This window comes from Nonomuraea sp. ATR24, from assembly GCF_041950485.1.
Lineage (GTDB): Bacteria > Actinomycetota > Actinomycetes > Streptosporangiales > Streptosporangiaceae > Nonomuraea > Nonomuraea ceibae.
In genome coordinates this window covers 646,593-666,138 of sequence record NZ_JBGNUU010000002.1, presented here as the reverse complement: position 1 = coordinate 666,138, position 19,546 = coordinate 646,593, and the positions used below count along the sequence as shown (strand labels likewise).

The 19,546-nt window shown below is 73.8% G+C and carries 18 protein-coding genes; 9 read left to right on the top strand and 9 right to left on the bottom strand.

Translation table 11 applies throughout. The features are described 5' to 3' along the window. The 6 genes from ACBI99_RS07035 to ACBI99_RS07010 are packed head-to-tail and all read right to left on the bottom strand — an operon-like array spanning position 1 to position 8,047. Positions 1-1,281 (bottom strand): ABC transporter substrate-binding protein, encoded by a 1,281-nt coding sequence (locus tag ACBI99_RS07035; protein WP_375071921.1) that lies wholly within the window; start codon positions 1,279-1,281, stop codon positions 1-3. Between the two features lie 44 nt (positions 1,282-1,325). Beyond that, a complete protein-coding gene (locus ACBI99_RS07030) occupies positions 1,326-2,081 on the bottom strand; it encodes an SDR family NAD(P)-dependent oxidoreductase (protein WP_375071920.1) in 756 nt (251 codons plus the stop codon). Beyond that, positions 2,078-3,226, bottom strand: coding sequence for an ATP-NAD kinase family protein (locus ACBI99_RS07025; protein WP_375071919.1), 1,149 nt, complete (start codon positions 3,224-3,226; stop codon positions 2,078-2,080). The genes ACBI99_RS07030 and ACBI99_RS07025 overlap by 4 nt, the downstream gene beginning before the upstream one ends. Continuing rightward, positions 3,223-4,764: an aminomethyl-transferring glycine dehydrogenase subunit GcvPB gene (gcvPB, locus tag ACBI99_RS07020; RefSeq protein ID WP_375071918.1), complete on the bottom strand. Its 1,542-nt coding sequence runs from the start codon at positions 4,762-4,764 to the stop codon at positions 3,223-3,225. Before gcvPB ends, ACBI99_RS07025 begins: the two co-directional genes overlap by 4 nt. Further along, positions 4,761-6,086, bottom strand: coding sequence for an aminomethyl-transferring glycine dehydrogenase subunit GcvPA (gcvPA, locus tag ACBI99_RS07015; protein WP_219514270.1), 1,326 nt, complete (start codon positions 6,084-6,086; stop codon positions 4,761-4,763). Before gcvPA ends, gcvPB begins: the two co-directional genes overlap by 4 nt. Then, the gene (locus ACBI99_RS07010) at positions 6,083-8,047 is read right to left on the bottom strand and encodes a beta-galactosidase (RefSeq protein ID WP_375071917.1); all 1,965 of its coding nucleotides are present in this window, start codon (positions 8,045-8,047) and stop codon (positions 6,083-6,085) included. The genes gcvPA and ACBI99_RS07010 overlap by 4 nt, the downstream gene beginning before the upstream one ends. A gap of 125 nt (positions 8,048-8,172) precedes the next feature. Here ACBI99_RS07010 and ACBI99_RS07005 point away from each other — a divergent pair, with 125 nt between their 5' ends. Further along, positions 8,173-8,820, top strand: coding sequence for a GntR family transcriptional regulator (locus ACBI99_RS07005; protein ID WP_219514274.1), 648 nt, complete (start codon positions 8,173-8,175; stop codon positions 8,818-8,820). Here ACBI99_RS07005 and ACBI99_RS07000 read toward each other — a convergent pair. After that, complete coding sequence (locus ACBI99_RS07000) at positions 8,809-9,423, bottom strand: TetR/AcrR family transcriptional regulator (RefSeq protein ID WP_375071916.1); 615 nt, start codon at positions 9,421-9,423, stop codon at positions 8,809-8,811. The two genes, ACBI99_RS07005 and ACBI99_RS07000, sit on opposite strands and share 12 nt — an antisense overlap. A gap of 55 nt (positions 9,424-9,478) precedes the next feature. Between ACBI99_RS07000 and ACBI99_RS06995 the strand changes: the two genes are divergently transcribed. The 5 genes from ACBI99_RS06995 (at position 9,479) to ACBI99_RS06975 (ending at position 13,476) form a co-directional block, all read left to right on the top strand. Next, a complete protein-coding gene (locus tag ACBI99_RS06995; protein WP_219514282.1) occupies positions 9,479-10,024 on the top strand; it encodes a GNAT family N-acetyltransferase in 546 nt (181 codons plus the stop codon). A gap of 80 nt (positions 10,025-10,104) precedes the next feature. Beyond that, on the top strand, positions 10,105-10,683 hold the full coding sequence (locus ACBI99_RS06990; protein WP_357593590.1) for a TetR/AcrR family transcriptional regulator: 579 nt from the start codon (positions 10,105-10,107) through the stop codon (positions 10,681-10,683). 59 nt (positions 10,684-10,742) lie between these two features. Next, positions 10,743-11,357 (top strand): ECF transporter S component, encoded by a 615-nt coding sequence (locus ACBI99_RS06985; protein WP_219514285.1) that lies wholly within the window; start codon positions 10,743-10,745, stop codon positions 11,355-11,357. Next, positions 11,354-12,775 (top strand): ABC transporter ATP-binding protein, encoded by a 1,422-nt coding sequence (locus ACBI99_RS06980; RefSeq protein ID WP_357593592.1) that lies wholly within the window; start codon positions 11,354-11,356, stop codon positions 12,773-12,775. Before ACBI99_RS06985 ends, ACBI99_RS06980 begins: the two co-directional genes overlap by 4 nt. Continuing rightward, complete coding sequence (locus tag ACBI99_RS06975) at positions 12,772-13,476, top strand: energy-coupling factor transporter transmembrane component T (RefSeq protein WP_357593593.1); 705 nt, start codon at positions 12,772-12,774, stop codon at positions 13,474-13,476. The genes ACBI99_RS06980 and ACBI99_RS06975 overlap by 4 nt, the downstream gene beginning before the upstream one ends. A 17-nt stretch (positions 13,477-13,493) precedes the next feature. On the opposite strand, the gene ACBI99_RS06970 is transcribed toward ACBI99_RS06975, so the two are convergent. After that, positions 13,494-14,147 (bottom strand): TetR/AcrR family transcriptional regulator, encoded by a 654-nt coding sequence (locus tag ACBI99_RS06970; RefSeq protein ID WP_219514290.1) that lies wholly within the window; start codon positions 14,145-14,147, stop codon positions 13,494-13,496. A gap of 53 nt (positions 14,148-14,200) precedes the next feature. Between ACBI99_RS06970 and ACBI99_RS06965 the strand changes: the two genes are divergently transcribed. Further along, complete coding sequence (locus tag ACBI99_RS06965; protein WP_219514301.1) at positions 14,201-15,184, top strand: MBL fold metallo-hydrolase; 984 nt, start codon at positions 14,201-14,203, stop codon at positions 15,182-15,184. Positions 15,185-15,251: 67 nt separating this feature from the next. After that, positions 15,252-16,637: a PP2C family protein-serine/threonine phosphatase gene (locus ACBI99_RS06960; RefSeq protein WP_375071915.1), complete on the top strand. Its 1,386-nt coding sequence runs from the start codon at positions 15,252-15,254 to the stop codon at positions 16,635-16,637. A gap of 25 nt (positions 16,638-16,662) precedes the next feature. Here ACBI99_RS06960 and ACBI99_RS06955 read toward each other — a convergent pair whose 3' ends face one another. Next, positions 16,663-18,276 carry a sulfatase gene (locus ACBI99_RS06955; protein WP_357593597.1) on the bottom strand — a complete coding sequence of 538 codons (1,614 nt, stop codon included), beginning with the start codon at positions 18,274-18,276 and terminating at the stop codon, positions 16,663-16,665. A gap of 119 nt (positions 18,277-18,395) precedes the next feature. On the opposite strand from ACBI99_RS06955, the gene ACBI99_RS06950 reads away from it, so the two are divergent. Beyond that, positions 18,396-19,379, top strand: a complete 984-nt coding sequence (locus ACBI99_RS06950; RefSeq protein WP_375071914.1) for an NAD-dependent epimerase/dehydratase family protein — start codon at positions 18,396-18,398, stop codon at positions 19,377-19,379. The last annotated feature ends 167 nt before the right edge of the window (positions 19,380-19,546 follow it).

Genomic DNA, 19,546 nt, shown 5'->3' with positions numbered 1-19,546 from the left:
CTAGCCCAGCTTGCTCTCGACGAGCGAGCCCAGCTCGGTCATGCCCTGGTCGAAGGGCACCTTGCCGGTCCACACCTTCATCAGGTGCTCGTTGATCGCGGCGGTGAGACCGGGCACGGCCACCTCCTCGGGGTAGTTCGCGAACCCGGTGTCACGCACGTCGAGGAACGTCTGCGCGTGCGCCGGGTAGCCGTCGGCCAGCACGATCTGCTCGGCGCCCTTGATCGACGGCACCGCGCCGCCGCTCTTGAGCCGGATGAGCTGGCCCTCCTTGCTGACGAACTCCGTCAGGAACGTGAACGCCTCCTCCGGCAGCTTCGTCTCCTTGTTGATCGACAGGTAGGAGGCGGCGACGGCGCCCGGCATCGGCTTGCCGTCGGGCGAGGGGAACGGCACGATGTCGTAGTCGGCCAGCTCGCCGCCCTTCTTCAGCGAGTCGATCATCCAGCGGCCGCCGGCGTAGAAGCCCACCTTGTGCTTGAGGAACTGCGTGCTCGCGCCGTTGCTGGCGGGCAGCAGGTCGGCGCTGAGGAACGTCTTGTCCTGGTAGCCCTTGGCCAGCGTGCGCAGCGCCTCCACGGACTTGGCGTCGGTGGCGGCGACGAACTTACCGCCGTCCCACACCTTCCCGCCGAAGCCGTTGATCATCGAGTACGTGGATCCGTACCAGTTCCAGAAGATGGACCCGGCCTTCCCCGCGGCCTTGAGCTTGGCGTTCATGGCCAGGTACGTGTCCATCGTCCACTGGCCGGCCTCGTGCAGGGCGGCCGGGTCCTCGGCGATGCCGGCGTCCTTGAGCGCCTTCTTGTCGTACCAGAGCACCTCGGGGTTGGTGTCGTTGGGGACGCCGTAGATCTGGCCGTCCTTCTTCGCGCCGCCGTACACGCCTTCGAAGAAGTCGTCCGGGCGGCTCTTGGAGGAGGGCCCGGCGAGCTTGTCGTTGAGCGGGGAGAGCACCCCCGCGGCGACGAACTTGCCGACGTTGTCGTCGCCGACGAAGAACACGTCGGGCGCGGTCTTGCTGGTGAGCTGGGTGAGCAGCTTGGGGTGGTAGTCCTCGTACTTGGCGACCGACTCCAGCTTGAGCCGGATGTTCGGGTGGCGCTTCTGGAAGTCCTGGGTGAACGCCTCGTACAGCTTCAGGTCCTCGGCCGATCCCCAGGTGGACCAGCGGACGGTGACAGGGCCGTCGCCGGTGCCGGGGACGTTCCCGCCGCCGCTGCCGCTGCACGCGGTGGTCGCGAGGGCGAGCACGCCCAGGATTGCGAGGGCACGCCTCATGGTGGACTCCTTCGGGGGGTTGTGCGTGGGGGGTGTGGGGGAGGTCAGGCGAGCCCGCCGCCGTCGACGACGAGGGCGGACCCGGTGACGTAGCTGGCGGCGTCGCTCGCCAGGAAGAGCACGGCCTGGGCGATCTCGTCGGGGCTGCCGGCGCGGCCCATCGGCCGGTCGGCGGCGTCGGCGTGGAAGGCCGTCCAGTCCTCGCCGAGCTGGCGCGCCTCGTCGCGCAGCATCGGCGTGTCGGTGTCGCCCGGGTTGACGGAGTTGACGCGGATGCCGGCCGCGGCGTGGTCGATGGCCAGGGCGCGGGTCATGTTCACCACGGCGGCCTTGGAGGCGCAGTAGGAGATGGCGTTGCCGCCGCCCTTGAGCCCCCACCCGGAGCCGGTGTTCACGATGGAGCCGCCGCCGGTCATCGCCGGGACGGCGTGCTTGCACATGAGGAAGACGGACCGGACGTTGACCGCCATGACCCGGTCCCACTCCTCCACGTCGAGGTCGAGCGCCGTGGTGCGGCGGATGATCCCGGCGTTGTTGAACAGCACGTGCAGGCCGCCGAACGTGTCGACGGCCGTGCGGACGACCTCGCGGCAGTCGTCGGAGGCCGACACGTCGGCGCGCACCGCCACGGCGGCGCCGCCCGCCTCCTCGATCGCCGCCGCCGTCGCCTGCGCGCCGGGGCCGTCGATGTCGGCCACCACCACGCGGGCGCCCTCACGGGCGAACAGCAGGGCCGTGGCGCGGCCGATGCCGGACGCGCCGCCCGTGACGATCGCGACCTTGCCGTCGAGCGTGTTCATCCGTCGTACTCCTCACTTGCCGCGCTGAGGCGGTAGATCGTGCTCTCGCGGTGCCCGGTGATCACCCGGACGTGCCCGCTCAGTGTTCTGTCGAGGTCCTCGTCGCCGCTGTCGGCGAGCAGGGGGCGGCCGTTCAGCGCGGCGAGCTTGGGCTGAGTGGCCAGGACGAGCAGCGTGGCCCCGGAGGCCCTGAGCACCCGGGGCGAGATCTGCTGGTTGCCCCGGCCCAGGACGAATCCCTGCCCGCCGATCACCGACAGCACCACCACCGTCTTCCCCCGGCTGACCAGGCCGAACAGCTCGGCCTCCGGCACGTCGGCGGCGATCAGCCGGCCGTCGCCGACCACGTCCACGCCGAGCAGCGTCGTGGCCAGCCCCAGCTCGTCGCCGACCGCCCGGGTGGTGGCGCCGGGGCCGAGGACGTACCGGACGCCGGGTCGCATCCGGGACACGACCTCGCGGGCGATCGCGCCGACCGTGGCCGGGGGAGTGCCGGAGGAGCCGGTCTTGCGGCCGGAGAAGGCGGTGCGGGCCCGCGGGACGCGGACGGTCCCGTACAGGCGGGGGCCGACCAGGCCGCGCCGGTAGCCCTCCTCGTCCAGGTCGACGACCTCGGCCTCGGCGGTGGGGCCGGGCCGGAACCCGGCCGCCACCAGGCCCGCCGTGGCGGGGCTGACGGCGAAGCAGCCCGAGTAGACCTTGACCCCGGCGGGCACGCCGAGCACGGGCGGCGCCTGGTCGCCCAGCTCGCGCAGCGCGTCCAGCACGTCCCTGGCGGTGCCGTCGCCGCCCGCGAACAGCAGCAGGTCCACCCCGGCCAGCGCCGCCACGGCCCGCCGCGTGTCCTCCGCCGTGGTCACGGCCAGGGCGTCCGCGCCGCCGGGCCGGACGAGGGCGCAGGCGCCGCCGGCGGCGCGGACGGCGTGCTCGCCCATCGGGCCCGGCACGGTGACCAGGCGGGCCCCCGGGCGGCGGGCCAGCAGGGCGCGCACGGCCCGCGCCGCCCGCTCGGCCGCCCTGGGCACCGCGCCCCTGGCCAGGGCCGCGCGCTGCGCCGCGGCACCGTCGCTGCCCTTGAGCCCGGCCGCGCCGCCCAGCCCGGCGACCGGGTTGACGACCAGCCCGATCGCCGGCTGCCCGGTCATGCCAGGTGCTTGCGCACGTAGGCGCGCCAGGTGGGCGCCCACTCCGCGGGGTCGTCGAGCGACGTCATGTCGATCTTGTGGACGGTCTGGTTGTACGGGGCCTCCTTGACGAAGGCCGGGTCGCTGCGGGCCTCGGACGCCACGTGCGCCAGGATGGCCGCGTACTCGTCGAGGTCCTCCTTGGAGTACGACTCGGTCGGCTCCAGCGTGAACGGCTCGGGCACCACGTACGGGTGGTGGCTCGTCCAGTAGTGCACGCCGAAGTCGGCGGCCCGCACGCCGATCTCCTCGGAGTGCACCCCGGTCTCCTCGGTGAGCTCCTGCCACGAGTAGCGCACCTGCTCGACCCGCCGCCGCCCCCAGGGCGCCGAAGCGCCGGGAATGTCGAGGATGCGGTGCATGAGGTAGTTGTTGTTGAGCACCGCCGTCTCGGCCACCTGCCGCAGCCCCTCGGCGCCCAGCGCCATGATCCACGCGTACGCGCGGACGATGTTCGGGGTGACGCCCAGGAACGGCCGCACCTTCCCGATCGACGCGGCCGGCGTCTCCAGCCGGTACGTCTCGCCGTCGAAGCCGACGACCGGGCCGGGCAGGAACGGCGCCAGCTCCTCGGAGACGCCGCACGCCCCCGCCGCCGGCCCGCCGCACGCGTGCGGCGTGGAGAACGTCTTGTGCAGGTTGAAGTGGCACAGGTCGAACCCGGCGTCACGGGCCCGGGTGATGCCCAGGATGCCGTTGGCGTTCGCCTGGTCGTAGCAGGCCAGCCCGCCCGCCTCGTGCACCAGGCCGACGAACTCCTGGATGCGCGGGTTGAAGATGCCCGTGTCCTCCGGGTTCGTGATCATCAGGGCGGCGGTGCGCGGGCCGACGGCCGCGCGCAGTGCCTCGATGTCCGGCAGCCCCTCGGCGTCCGGCATCAGCGTGATCACCTCGTACCCGGCGGTCTTGGCGCAGGCCGCGTTCGACGGGTGCGAGAACATCGTGGTGATGACCTGGTCGCGGTGGCTCTCGCCGCGCGAGGCGTGGTAGGCGCGGATCATCGCGATGTTGGCGTAGATGGCGGCCGACCCCGACCCCGGCTGCAGCGAGACCCGGGCCATCCCGGAGATCTCCGCCAGCATCCGCTCCAGCCGCCAGTAGAGCTCCAGCACGCCCTGCACGGTCTCCTCGGGCTGCAGCGGGTGCAGCTCCGCCACCATCCCGGCGAAGCGGTCGTTGACCTTCGGGCTGTACTTCATCGTGCAGGTGCCCTGGCCGACGTCGATGTTGAGGTCCACGCCCAGGTTCTCCTGCGACAGCCGCAGGTAGTGGCGCAGCACGTGCAGCTGCGACATCTCGGGCAGCTTCGGCGGCTCCGCCCGGCGCACCGCGTCGGGCAGCTCGACGGCCGGGGCGCCCGGCTCGGGCACGGCGACGCCGCGGCGGCCCGGCGAGGACAGCTCGAAGATGATCGGCTCGTCCCATCGTGCCTGGTGGAAGCGGCGAAGCGGCGGCTTGGGGGCGACGGGGAGCTTGGCGAAGGACTCCGCGGGGTTCACAGCGTCTCCTGTACGGCTGCGGCGAGCCGGTCGATGTCGGCGATGGAGTGGCGTTCGGTCACGCAGACCAGGACGGTGGTGCCGTCGAGCGGGACGCCGCCGTAGATGCCGCGCTCGCGCAGCCCGGCGAGCAGGGCCGCGCTGGAGGGCACCTCGACGGCGAACTCGCGGAAGTGGACGGCCCCGGGGTGCAGCACGGTGACGTGCCGGGCCAGCGCGTCCATGGCGTAGCGGGTGCGGGCCAGGACGGTCTCGCCGACCTCCCGCATGCCCTGCGGGCCCATCAGCGCCAGGTAGACGCCGGCCGTGATGCCCCAGAGCGCGGCGGCGGTGCCCACCCACTCCTTGCCGTCCTCGCGGTGGGCGAAGGAGGTGCGGTCGTAGAAGACGTCGCCGAACCCGTACTCGCCCGGCACCTTGGTCGGCGCGATGCCGAACAGCCGCGACGGGAACTCCGCCACCAGCGGCTCGTGGTCGTGGGTGGCGATGTAGCCGGCGTGGCCGCCGCCGTAGTTCTGGTGGATGCCCAGCGACTGGATGTCGCCGCAGACGATGTCGGCCCCGTACGAGGCGGGCGGCGCCAGCACGCCGAGCGAGATCGGGTCGGCGCCCACCACGAGCAGCGCGCCGTGGGCGTGCGCCAGGTCGGCGAGCTCCCGCCCGCGCGTCTCGACGACGCCGTAGACGTTCGGCGTCTCCAGGTAGATCGCCGCGTACGAGCCGTCGAGGCCGGGCACCGCGATCTCGCCGTCGCGGCCGACCGGGGCGAGCGTCACCTCGACGTCCGGGGCGAGGAAGTCACGCAGTTTGCTCAGCTTGTCGGCGGTGATCGCGGCGCTGACCAGCACCTTCGACCGCCCGGTGTAGCGGCAGGCCATGCGCAGCGCGGTGCCCGCCGCCTGGAAGCCGTCGTAGGTCGGGACGTTGACGACGTCCATCTCCAGCAGCTCGCCCATCATGCTGACGTACTCGAACAGCGCCTGGAAGCGGCCGTGGTCCTCGTACGGCTCGCCCGCGTACGCGGTCAGGAACTCGCTCCTGGAGTTGACCTCGTCGCACACCGCGGGCACGTAGTGCGGGTAGCAGCCGTGGCCGAGGAAGCTCAGCGCCCGGTCCGTCCCGGTGTCGCGGCCGAGCAGGCCCTCCATGTGACGGACCAGGTCCTGCTCGGCGACGAACGGCGCGGGCAGGTCGAGCGGCCGGTTCAGGCGCAGCTCGGCGGGGATGTCGGCGTAGAACTCCTCGACGCTCGCCGCGCCGATCGCGGCGAGCATCTCGGCCCGCACGCCGGGTTCGGCGTTCGGGATGTACGGGTGCGTCACGTGTCTCCTTCGATCCTGAGCACTACGGCGTCGCGCGGCGCGAGCTCGATCTCGCCGCGCATGCGGGTCCGGGTGAGCAGGTCCGTGCCGGGCTCCGGCAGCGTGACCCGTCGCGGGGTGATCGTGTGGTTGAGCAGGAACAGGTGGCGTTCGCGCCGGACGGCCTCGACGCCCGGCGGCACGTCGATCGACGCCACGCCCGGCAGGACGCGGCCGAGCACCGGCGTGACGTCGTCGAGCAGGCAGCTCACGTACGTGACCGAGCCCTTCCTGACGACGGCGGGCAGCCCGTCCAGGTCGCCGCCCTCGTAGCGGGCCAGGACCTCGGCGCCGTCGTGCGGGCGCAGCCACTCCGCCCAGGTGCGGGCCTGGCCCGTGCCGCCGTCCGCGTGGCGCACCCGCTGGGTGACGCCGTCGGGCAGCGGCCAGAACTCCTCGACGTCCACGCCGAGCAGGTCGCGCAGCGGGCCGGGAGGGCCGCCGGGGTGCACCTGGTCGGCCTCGTCGACCACGCCGCTGAACGGGCCCACGACCAGCTCGCCGGTGACCGTCGCGAGCGCCTTGGCCTGCTCGTCCGTGCACAGGTAGAGGTTCGGCACGATGACGGCGCGGTAGCCCGACAGGTCGCGGCCCGGCGGGACCAGGTCCACGGCGACGCCCCGGGCGTGCAGCGGCCGGTACCACGACAGCAGCAGCTCCTTGAGCCTGAGCCGGGCCGACGGCATCGACTCCGGCGCCTCCAGGCCCCACCAGCTGTCCCAGCCGAGCACGAGCGCCACCTCGGCGGGCGTGCCGGTGCCCGCGACCTCGGCCAGCCGTCGCAGGTCGGCGCCGAGCGCCAGCGTGTCGCGCCAGCCCCGGGTGCCGGTGCCGCCGTGGGGGAGGAGGGCCGAGTGGAACTTCTCCGGGCCGTAGCGGGCCTGGCGCCACTGGAAGAACATCACGCCGTCGGCGCCGTGCGCGACCGCCTGAAGGCTGTGCAACCGCATCATGCCGGGCGGTTTGGGGACGTTCACCTCGCGCCAGGACACCGCCGACGGGGCCGACTCCAGCAGCAGCCACGGCCGGCCCTTGAGCGAGCGCATCAGGTCGTAGCTGAGCGCCACCGCCACGTGCGAGTCCGGGTCGGCCGGGTCGGGGTAGGCGTCGTCGCTCACCAGGTCCTCGGCCTCGGCCCACTTCCAGTAGTCGAGGCCGTGCAGGATGCTCATGAAGTTCGTGGTGACGGGGACGCCGGGGGTGCGCTCGCGCAGCACGTCGCGCTCCGCCGTGAACAGCTCCAGCAGCGCGTCGCTGCAGAACCGCCGCCAGTCGAGCAGCTGGGCCGGGTTGACCGGGCCGGGCGCCTGGCGCGGCGGCTCCACCTGGTCGATCGCGGTGTAGTGCTGGCCCCAGCAGGAGGTGCCCCAGGCCGCGTTGAGCGCGCCGACGTCGCCGTAGCGCTCGCGCAGCCAGGCGCGGAAGTGGCGGGCGGACTCGGGGCAGAAGCATTCGAGCGTGTGGTCGGCGTACTCGTTGCCGACGTGCCACATCGCCAGCGCCGGGTGGTCGCCGTAGCGCTCCGCCATCGCCGCCGCCAGCCGTACGGCGTGCTCGCGGAAGACCGGCGAGCTGGGGCAGTAGCCCTGGCGGGAGCCGAACTCCAGCCGCACGCCCCGCGCGTCGACGGGCATGACCTCGGGGTGCTCGCGCACCAGCCACGGCGGCGGGGTCGCGGTGGCGGTCGCCAGGTCGGCGGCCACGCCGTGCTCGTGCAGCAGGCCGAGCACCCGGTCCAGCCAGCCGAAGTCGTACGATCCCCGGCTCGGCTCCAGGCGTGACCAGGAGAACACGGCGACGGTCGCCATGTTGACCCCGGCCTCGGCCATGAGCCGCACGTCCTCGGCCCAGACCTCCTCCGGCCACTGCTCAGGGTTGTAGTCGCCGCCGAACAGCAGCCCCGGCACTCGGGTCAGCCCCACTCCCGGCCTCCTTCCTGGGTCGTTCCAAAGCCATGTGATATTTTGTATTCAGAATTCATAGTGCAGCATTTTGTATCACGTCAAGAGGTAGAATCGGCCTCGCCACTAATCCCCGAAGGAGCGCCATGCCCATCGAGCGGCGACCGCTGCGCGAGCAGATCAGGGAAGAGCTGCTTGCCAGGATCGACCGTGGCGACTTCGTCGCCGGCACCGACATCAACGAGGCCGCTCTGGCCGGCGAGCTGGGAGTGAGCCGCACCCCGCTCCGCGAGGCCCTCATCACCCTCGCCGGCGAGGGAGTCCTGGAGAGCAACCAGGGCCGCGGCTTCCGCTTCGCGCCGGTCAGCCGCAAGGAGTTCCGGGAGCTGTGCGAGATCCTCGCCGCCCTGGAGGTGCTGGCCCTCGACTCGTCAGACCCGGCCCACCTGCGCCGCGTCGCGCCCGAGCTGCTCAGGCTGGCCCGTGAGTTCCCCGACCGGGTGGCCGAGCAGCAGGTCATAGAGCGTCACGACGACGAGTGGCACGACCTGCTGCTCAGCGGCTGCCGCAACGAACGCCTGCTCGACCTCATCACCAGCGTCAAGGCCGGGCTGCGGCGCTACGCCCACGTGCTGGCCGGTGACGAGACGCCCCTGGAGCGCGAGGCCGCCGAGCACCGCCGGGTGGCCGAGCTGCTGCTGGCCGGCGACCACGACCAGGCCGCCCAGGCACTGCGGGACAACTGGGTCAACGGGATGGAGCGCATGGTGGCCCGCATCCCCTCAGCCGGCTGACCTGCCGGGAGTTCCGGACAGCAGGGACGCGAGGAAGTCGTCGAGCATGGCGGTCTGCGTGTCCGGCGGGAAGCGCTCGGCGTCGAAGAGGGCCTGCACGACCAAGCCGTGGGCGAACGCGACCGCCGTGGCCGCCAGCCGGTCGAGGTCGGCCTCCGGGGGCAGCTCGCCGAGACGGCGCGCGGCCTCCAGGTGCGGGCGGATCGCCGCGCGCATGCGGACGTAGCGGCCGGCCTGGTCGGCGCGCAGCCCGTCGTCGGCCAGGGCCAGATCCCAGGAGCTGACCCAGACGCGGTTGCGGGCGGCGTCGTCGGGCGTGAGCGGCAGGACGTCCAGCAGCACGGCCCGCAGCGCGGCGGCGCCCTCGGCCGGACGCGGGCGGCGCGGGCGCGCGGAGGTGTGCTGTTCGAGCAGGTGCAGGGCGTGCCCGACCAGGGCCCGCTTGGTGGGGAAGTAGTGCATGAGCATCCCCGTCGACACCCCCATCTCGGCGGCGACGGCCCGCAGGGTCAGCCCGCCGAACCCGTGATCGGCCAGGATGCGCCAGACGGCCTGCGAGACGTCCTCGCGGCGGGCATCGCGGTCTCCGGGTGCGGGCGGCATGGTGCTAGCTTACATACCGAACGCTCGTTACGTACCCCCGAGATCGAGGTTGCCCGTGTTCGCACTGCCGCTCGCCGACGACGCCCAGCTCCGCCCCCTGGAGCCCTGGAACGCCGAGGAGTTCCTGGCCCACATCGACCGGGCGCGCCCCGACGTGGATCCGTGGATCCCGTGGGCGTCGCAGAGCACCGACCTCGCCTCCGCCACGGCCGTCCTGCAGCGCTACGCCGACAGGCAGGCCCAGGACAGCGGCCGCATCTACGGCATCTGGCTCGACGGCACCCTGGTCGGCGGCGTCATGTTCACCAGCTTCGACGCCGCCTCCGGGGTGTGCGAGATCGGCTGCTGGCTGGAGGCGGCCGGCACGGGCCGAGGCCTGGTCAACCGGGCCTGCCGCGCGCTCATCGACTGGGCGTTCACGCGGCGCGGGATGAGCCGGGTGGAGTGGTGGGTCTCGCCCGGCAACGCGCGCAGCATCGCGGCGGCGCGCAGGCTCGGCATGACCCGCGACGGCGTGCTGCGCGGACGCTACCCGTATCGCGGGGTGCGGCACGACAGCGAGGTCTGGTCGATCCTCGCCGGCGAGTGGCCCGCCCCCTGACCCCCGCGGCGGCGGCCGGTCACGGCTGCCCCATAATGACACCCGTACCGTTTCATTACAGGCTGACGAAGGAGGGCACGGTGGTCGTGGAGCGCAAGCGGGGCCGGCCCACCGCGGACGAGCGGGAACGGCGCCGCGACGAGATCCTGGACGCCGCCGTGCGGCTGTTCGTCGCCGACGGCTACCAGGGCATGTCCATCGACAGGCTGGTGGCCGCCGCGAAGGTGACCAAGCGCACCGTCTACTCCTACGTCGGCGACAAGCCCGAGATCTTCGCCGCCGCCGTGGAGCGGCTGCGCCGGCGCACGCTGGAGCCCGTCGCGGGCGAGGACGAGACGCTGGCGCGGCTCGCCACCCGGATCGTGTTCACGCTGCATTCCGACGAGGCCGTCGGGCTGCACCGGCTCATGATCGCCGAGGCTGGCGCGTTCCCGGGCCTCGCGGCCAGGTTCTACCGCGAGGGCCCGGACGAGTACGTCGCGGCGCTGCTCACCCGGCTGCCCGAGCCGGACCCGGCGCTCGCGGAGGCCCTGTTCGCGCTGCTGCTCGGGGAGCCGCACCGCCGGCGCCTGCTCGGCCTGCTCCCGGCCCCCACCGAGAGCCGCGCCCGCGAGCAGGCCGCCGCCGCACTGCGGCTGCTCGGGCTCGACCCCCACTGATCGCGCAAGGAACGCCGGCGCCGGCGATGGAAGGCGCCCGGCGGAGGAAGGTGCCCGCAATGTTGGACAACCCGGTGGCTCGGCTGCGGTATCGCACGATCGACCTGGTCACGGTCGTGATGCTCGGTGTCGCGGTCGGCGTCGTGTTCTGGGGCTGGGACCAGCTCTATCACGTGCTGAGCGGCGCCGCGGCGTTCGCGTTCCCGCCGAGCAAAGGGATCTTCGGCGGCGCCTGGCTGCTCGGCGGCCTGCTCGGCGGGCTGATCGTCCGCAAGCCGGGGGCGGCGCTGCTGACCGAGGTGGTGGCCTCCTCGGTGGAGGCGTTGCTCGGCAACGGATGGGGGTTCACCAACGTGATCTCCGGCGCCATCCAGGGCGCGGGCGCGGAGCTCGTGCTCGCCCTGTTCCTCTACCGGCGCTTCGGGCCCGTGGTGGCGATGCTCGCCGGCACGGTCGCGGCCGCCGGTGAGGCCCTGTACGAGTGGGCGGTGTACTACCCCGAATGGGCGCTCGGCTACAGGCTCGCCCACCTGGGCTTCTTCGGCGTCTCGGGAGCCCTGGTCGCCGGGCTCGGCGGCTGGGCGGTGGTGCGCTCGCTGGCGCGGACCGGGGCGCTGGACGCCTTCGGACCGGGGCGGGAGCACCACGATCGCGCCGCGGCGCGCCTGCGATGACCCGGGCACGCGCCCGGCTGCGCGGCTTCGGCTGGTGGCCGCTCGGCCGGCCCGCGCCGGTCGTCGAGGGACTCGACCTCGACATCGGGGCCGGGGAACGCGTCGGCCTCGTCGGCCCGAGCGGCGCGGGGAAGACGACCGTCATCCACGCGCTCGCCGGCGTGCTCGGCGAGGCCGTGCCCGGCAGGCGGAGCGGAGAGGTGCTGGTCGACGGCGGCATCGGCCTGGTGCTGCAGCATCCCGGCGCGGCGGTCGTCGCCGACCGCATCGGGCGGGACGTCGCCTTCGGCCCCGAGAACGCGCGGATGCCCCGGGACGAGATCTGGCGGCGCGTGCACGACAGCCTCGAACGGGTCGGCCTCACCTACCCGGTGGACCGGCCGACCTCCGCCCTGTCCGGCGGCGAACTGCAACGGCTCGCCCTCGCCGGCGTGCTGGCGCTGCGGCCGGGCCTCATGCTGCTCGACGAGCCCACCTCGATGCTCGACCCCGCCGGAGCCGCGGCCGTGCGGGCCGCGGTGGCGCACAGCCTGGCCGGCAGCGACGTCTCGCTCGTGGTCGCCGACCACCACATCGGACCCTGGCTGCCCCACCTCGACCGGATCGTCGTCCTCGGCCGGGCCGGCGAGATCACGCACGCCGTAAGCCCGGCCGCCTTCCGCGACCTGACCGGACCGCTCGCGCACACCGGGATCTGGATGCCGGACCTGCCGCCGCCCCGGCCGCAGCCGGTCGCGGACGCCCTGGTCGCGCCCGGCGGGCCGGGGCCGACGGTGCGCGCGCGGGAGCTCGGCGTCGACCTCACCGTCCGCCGCCTGCGCGCGACCGTCACCGTGACGGCGCTCGACGCCGTCACGGCCACCCTCCCCCCGGGCCGGACCACCGTGCTCACGGGCCCGTCGGGTGCGGGCAAGTCCACGCTCGTCGCGGCGCTGGCCGGCCTCGTCCGCCCCGCCCGGGGCGAGATCACCGGGCTGCCCGCGCCACCGCACCGGCTGCGGTCGGCCGCGCTCGCCCGCCTCGCCGGGTGGGTGCCGCAGCACCCCGAGCACGGGTTCCTCGCCGCCACCGTCCGGGCCGAGATCGCGCACACCGGCACGCGGCTCGGCATCCCGGTCGACCCGGAGGCGATCATGGACCTGCTCGGCCTCACCGCGCTCGCCGACGCGAGCCCGTACCGGCTCTCCGGCGGCGAGCAGCGGCGGCTCGCCCTCGCCGCCGCCCTCGCGCACCGGCCCCCGCTCGTCCTGCTCGACGAGCCCACCGTCGGGCAGGACCGCCACACCTGGGCCGCCGTCGCCGGGTGGGTGCGCGCGAGCGCCCGCAGCGGCGCCACCGTCGCGGTCTCCACCCACGACCCGCACCTGATCGGGCTCGCCGACCACCGGCACGCCCTCGACCCGGGGCGGGCCCGGTGACCGGCGTCCTGGCGCGCGTCAACCCGCTGGTGCTCATCGCCGTCAGCCTGCTGGCCCTCGTCGCGTCCCTGGGCATCCGGGACCTCACCGGCGCGGTGATCACCCTCGGCTGCTACCTGGTCGCCGGCGTGATCCTGCTCCCGGCGCGCTCCGGTCCGCCCGCCCGGTTCGCCGCCGTGGCCGCCGGGGCCCTCTCGGTCGCGTACTCCAGCTGGCTCCTCGGCGGCCGGCACCTGGAGGCCGCCGTCGTGGCCGGGCTCCGCATCGTCGTGCTCGCGCTTCCCGGAGCGGCCGTGGCGCCCCTGGTCGACCCGGCGGCGCTGGCCGGGCAGCTCGGCCAGCGCCTGCGGCTGCCGCACCGGTTCGCGGTGTCGCTCGCCGCCGCGCTGCACCGCTTCGACCAGCTCGGCCGGACCTGGCACGAGCTGGCCCGGGCGAGGCGGGCTCGCGGTTCCGGGCCCGGCCGGGGGCCCGTCTCGCGTGCGCGGTACGCGGCGTCGATCACGTTCGCGCTCCTCGTCGCCACCCTGCGTGACGCCACCGGCCTGGCCGTGGCCATGGACGCCCGGGGGTTCGCCCGCGCCCGCACCCGCAGCTGGGCCGAGCCCGCGCCGTGGACCCGGGCCGACACCGCGGTGCTGCTCGCCGGCGTCGCCCTCGCCGCCGTGCCCCACGCCGTGGGGGCCCTCTTCGTACGCTGAACGCCGCCGGTCGGCCGTCAGCCGTGCGCCGCCGGCGGCGTGACGGCCCGGGCGAACAGGTCGGCGTGGCGCAGGGCGCGCTCGCGGGCCTTGTCGCGCTGGGCGGGGGTGGCGTCGTCGTGCAGCCACAGCACGCGGGCGTGCGCGATGGGCGAGAGCAACGCGTACGCGAGGTCGTCCGCGTCGCCCAGGTCGTCGCGGATCAGCCCGTCGTCCAGCCAGCGCCGGAACACCCCGGCCAGGTGCTCCAGGGAGGCGTCGATGGCGTCGGCGAGCGCGGGGTCGTGCATGAGCCCGTCGCGGGCGGCGAGGCTGGCGAGCCGGCGGCCCTCGGGGGTGTCCCAGGCGTCGAGGACGGCGGCGGCCAGGTCGCGCACGTAGGCGGCGGGAGAGCCTGCGGGTGTGGCGTCGAGCCCGGCGATGGCGGCGACCGTGATGTGCGGCCCGCCGAGCGCCAGGGCGGCTTCGAAGATCGCCTGCTTGCCGGGGAAGTGCGCGTACAGCACGCTCTCGCTCAGCCCGACCTCGCGGGCGATGGCGCGTACGGAGGTGCCCGCGTAGCCGTGCCGGGCGAACAGGGTGAGCGCGGCGCGCAGCAGCTCCGCCTTGGTGTCGCCGGCGTCGGCCTTGGCGGGGCGGCCGGGACGCCGGCGGGGTGCTGGCCGATTCATGCGCCCACCCTACCGCTTGCAAATAATCGAACGTTCGCTTAGTTTCGGTGGACATGAACGTCACCTTCGACCGCGAGATCGCCGAACGGCCGCCCGGATTCCAGGGACCCAATCTGACGCCCGCAGGGCTCGACTTCGTCCCGCGCGAGCTCGCCCCCGGCGTGCACGCGCTGATGGCCAACCTGCCGCCCAAGGACAACAGCGGCGTCATCGCCGGCACGGACGCCGCCCTGGTGATCGACTCCGGCATCACGCCGGGGATCGCCCGCAAGATCCAGCGCCTCGCCGCCGGCCTGACCCCGGCGCCCGTGCGCTACCTGGTCAACACGACCTACCACGGCGACCACACGTTTGGGAACGCCGCCTTCCCGGCTGACGTCACCATCGTGTCCCACCGGGCGAACCGCGACGCCATGACCGACCTCGGCAGGGAGAAGGCCATGCGCGCCGAGAGCATGTACGGCGACGACGCGCTGCTCGACGAGGTCACCACGTGGCGCGGGCCCGACCTCGTCTTCGACTCCTCCTGCGAGATCGACCTCGGCGGCCAGGTGGTCGGGCTGCACTGGTTCGGGCAGGGCAACGGACCCGGCGACACCGTGGTCCACGTGCCGTCCGCCCGCGCCGCGTGGACCGGCAACTTCGTGGCCATCGGCGGCATCGCCATGCTGCTGCAGGGCGGCCCGGGACCCTACCTGGCGGCGGTGCGCCGGATGCGGGACGCGCTGCCCGGCCTGGAGCGGATCGTCCCCGGCCACGGACCCGTCGGCAGCGCCCCGGTCGCCCTCGCCGAGCTGATCACGTACCTGGAACGGCTGGAGAGCGAGGTGGCGGAGGCCGTCCGCGCCGGGCTGACGCTGGAGGAGACCTACGCCGCGTGCACGGACCCGTTCGAGCGCGGCCTGCCCGGCTCGCTCCTCGACGGCCTGGCCGCGTACGAGCTGCCGCAGGAGATCGCCCGTCCGCGCTTCCTCCACGCGGTGCGCGAGCTGCACCGCCTCAACGTCCTCGTCACCTACCGCGTGCACACCGGGTGACCTCACGGTGCGTGTCGCGCGGACCGCGGCGGGGCATGAGCAGGCTGGGGGCATCTCGGGGGGTGAGGTGGGCGAACAGCGCGGCGACGGCGCGTCCGAGGGCGACCACGGGCGGCGGCCGGATGCGGGCCACGGGCGGGCCGGGCTCGGCCAGGCCGGGCTCGGGCGGGCCGGGCTCGGGCAGGTCGGGGAGCTGAACGAGCGGTTCGCGCGCCTGCTCGCGGCGGTCCTGGCGATCAGCTCCGAGCTGGAGCTCGACGCGGCGCTGCGCACCATCGTCGAGGTCTCGGCCGACCTGGTCGACGCCCGCTACGGCGCCCTCGGCGTGCTGAACGAGGAGGGCGAGTTCAGCGACCTGTTCACCAGCGGCGTCCCCGACGAGGTGCACGAGGCCATCGGCCGGCTGCCGACCACGCACGGCCTGCTGGAGGAGCTCATCAGCCATCCGCGCCCGCTGCGCGTGGACGACGTGACGGCCCATCCCAAGTTCCGCGAGTTCCCCGAGGGGCACCCGGTGATGCGGACGCTGCTCGGGACCCCGATCCTGGTGCGCGGCACCGCGTACGGCAACATGTACTTCGCCGACAAGCGGTCCGGGACGCCGTTCACCGGCGACGACGAGCGGATCATCGCGGCGCTGGCCAGCGCGGCAGGCGTCGCCATCGAGAACGCCCGCCTGTACGCGCGGATCCGGCGCAGCACCGAGGAGTTCCAGCGCAGCCTGCTCCCACGGCTGCCCGAGCTGCCCGGCATGCAGGCGTGCGCCCGTTACCGTCCCTCCAAGACGGTCCCGCAGATCGGCGGCGACTGGTACGACGCGCTCGTGCTGCCCGACGGCGTGCCGTGCCTGATCGTCGGTGACGTGATGGGCCACGACATGCGCTCGGCCACCGTGATGAGCCGGGTCAGCAACATGCTGCGGGTGCTCGCCTACGAGCAGTGCGAGCCGCCCTCCCGCATCCTGCAACGCCTGGACGAGGTGCTGCACGGCCTGCACGGCGGCCCGATGGCCACCGTCCTGCTGGGCCGCCTGGAGGAGCACGGCGGCAGCGAGTGGCGGCTGCGCTGGAGCAGCGCCGGGCACCCGCCTCCGCTGCTGGTCCCGGCCGCCGGACCGGCCCGCTACCTGCGCGCCGACGGCGGCCATCCGCTCGGCGTCACCGCCGAGCTGCCGCGCCCGGACCACGAGCACGTCATCCCCACCGGGTCCACCCTCATCCTCTACACGGACGGGCTGATCGAGAACCCGGGGCACGGGCTGGACGAGGGCATGGACAGCCTGGCCAGGGCCGCCACCGAGCTGCGCCACCTGCCGGTCGACGAGATGTGCGAAGGGCTGCTGGGCCACCGGGACGGCGAGTTCACCGGCGAGTTCACCGATGACTTCACCGACGACGTCGCCCTGCTCGCCCTCCGCCTCGCCGAACCGGCCACGCTCTGCGGCGGCGCCTGAGCCCGCAGCCCCCGCACGCCGGTGCTCAGGAGCCGGTACGCGCCGCCGTCCAGCAGTCGGTCTTCCCCGGGCGGCCGCAGTCCCTCAGCCGGTCGAGCGCCTCGGCCAGGCCGGCAGTGCGCGCGTTGCCGGGGTCGTTGTGCTCCTGGTGGGGGTCGGCGGCGGTGTTGTAGTACTCGGGCTCGGCCACGCCCCGGTACTCGACGTAGAGCTCGTCGGCCGTCCGCACGGCGGCGTAGTCGGGCGGCCCGCCGTTGCCGCGCTTGAGGTCGTCGGCGTCCGGGTCGGGCCTGCCCTCCGCGGCCGGGTCCGGCCTGACGTGCTCGATCAGGGCGGCGTCGCGCCACTCCTTCGGCCGGTGCCCGGAGATGAGCGGCAGGAGGCTGCGGCCGTCACGGCTGTCACGCCGCGCCGGGTCCACCCCGGCGATGTCGAGGAAGGTCGCGAACAGGTCCACGTTCTGCGCGATCGCGCCGGTGACCAGGTCGCCGTGCCGCCCGGCGGCCGGGCGCTTGACCAGCAGCGGCACCCGTACGTCATGGTCGTAGGCCGTGGACTTGCCGCGCACCAGCCGGTGCTGGCCCAGGTGGAAGCCGTTGTCGGAGGTGAACACCACGTAGGTGTTGCGCCGCTCGGCGGGCGTGAGCGCCGACAGGACGCGTTCCACCATGTCGTCGACCGCCTGCACCATGCGGACGCGGTCACGGAAGTCCGTGCGCAGCTCCTTGGTGAGCTTGGGGCCGATGGGCTGCCGGCGCACCCAGGCCGGCTTGTCCGAGGTGTCCTCGTCGAAGGCGGGCAGCGAGGTGACGTCCACGGTGTCGCAGTCGACGCCGCCGCAGTCGCCGTTCGGGAACTGCCCGGCCGGCCACTGCTTCTTCGGCCGGTCCCGGTACGCGGGCGGGAAGCGGGGCTCCTTCTGGCCCGGCTTGACGTTGACCCTTGAGTGCGGGGAGAACGGCGCGACCTGGAGGAAGAACGGCTTGCCCGGCGCGTGCTCGCGCGAGCGCTCCAGGAACTTGACCGCGCGCCGGCCCAGCACGTCCACCAGGTAGTCGCCTCCGGAGACGATCGGCTTGCGCCCCGGAGTCTCCTCCTCGATGTAGCCGGTGAGCCGGTAGCGGAACTCGTTGTAGCCGCCGCCCGCGGACACGTGCCACTCGGCCCAGCCCGGCGGCACCTGGTAGCCGGCTTCGGCCGGATACTCGTTGATGTACTTGCCCAGGTAGCCGGTGCGGTAGCCCGCCTTGCGGAGCTCGGTCGCGTACGTGCGGCCCTCGTGCTTGGCGAACGCCGCGTGGCCGCCCCGGTCGGCGCCCTGGTTCGTCTGCACGCCGGTGTTGTGCGGGAACTCGCCGGTGAACGTCGAGGCGCGCGACGGGCAGCACAGCGAGTTGGACACGTAGTAGTTGCTGAACGTCGTGCCGTCCGTGGCGAGGCTCTTGACCGTGTCCATGTAGTTCAGCAGGTCGGCCGACATGTCGTCGACGAGGAAGAACACGATGTTCGGCTGCTTGGGCCGCTCCGCTTGTGCACTCCCTTGGGCGGCGGTCTCTTGGGCGCTCGCCGGCGCTGTGCCGGAGAGCGCCAGCGCGACGGCGGCGGCCGCGGCGGCGAGGCGTTTGCTGGGGATTCGCATGATCAGGGGGCTCTTTACTGTCGGTGCATTCGGGGTGTAAGCACACTAATCACGCATTTGACGTCCTCGCGCCAGAAAGCCCCTCAGGGGTTTCTGGGAACCGTGGCAGGCTGGGACGCATGAGAGTCCTGATCCTCGGCGGCACCAGGTTCACCGGCAGGCGGATCACCGAACGGCTGTCCGCGCGCGGCGACGACGTCCTCGCCGTCCACCGCGGCAAGACGCCGCTGCCCGACCTGCCCGGCGTCACCCACCTGCTCACCGACCGCCACGACCTGGCCCGCCACGCCGGCGCCGTGCGCGACTTCGACCCCGAGGCGATCGTCGACTCCTACGCGCTGACCGCCGCCGACGTGGACGCCGTGCTGCCCGTCCTGCCCGACGTGCCCGCCGTGGTGCTGTCCAGCGTCGACGTCTACCAGGCGTTCACCGGGCTCAACACCGGCCGCGAGCTCGCCGCGATGCCCATCGACGAGGACTCCGAGCTGCGCCGCGAACGCTACCCCTACCGAGGCGCCGGGCTGCCCGGCGTCCCCGACGACTACGACAAGCTCGACGTCGAGGAACGCTGGCTGCCGCGCGGCGCCGTCGTCCTCAGGCTGCCCATGATCTACGGGCCGCACGACGCGCAACGCCGCGAGGACGTCATCCTGCGCCGCGTCCGCGCCGGCCGCGACCGCATCCCCGTCGGCGCCGCCAACCTCCTCTGGACCCGGCTGCACGTCGACGACCTCGCCTCCGCCGTCCTCGCCGCCCTCGACAGCCGGGCCGCCGACGGGCAGGCCCTCACCATCGGCGAATCGCGCACGCTCACCTTCGGCGGCTGGTTCCGGCAGATCCTTGACGCGGCCGGCTCCTCCGCCGAGCTCGTCCGCGTCCCCGACCACGCCCTGCCGCCCGCCCTGGCACTCGCCGGCGCCCCGGCCCAGCACGCCCTCGTCTCCTCCCACCGGGCCGCCGCCATGCTCGGCTGGTCCGCCGCCGACCCCGCCACGCGCGTCGCCGAGTCCGTCCGCTGGCACCTCGCCCACCCGTCCCCGAACCCCTGGACCCCGGAGGAAGCCGCCGCCGACGACGCCGCCCTGGCCGCCGCCACCCCCTGACCTGCTCCCCCGGTCAGGGGAGCACCCCGGTACGGGAGAGGCGCACCCGTGGGAGGGCGCGCTCGCGCATGGGGGAAGCACCTCGGGCGCCTCCCGGGGGGCGCGCGCTTTCGGGTGGGCGTGGGGGGAGGGCGGAAAGGGATCGGCCTGGATGACCGGTTCGTGCC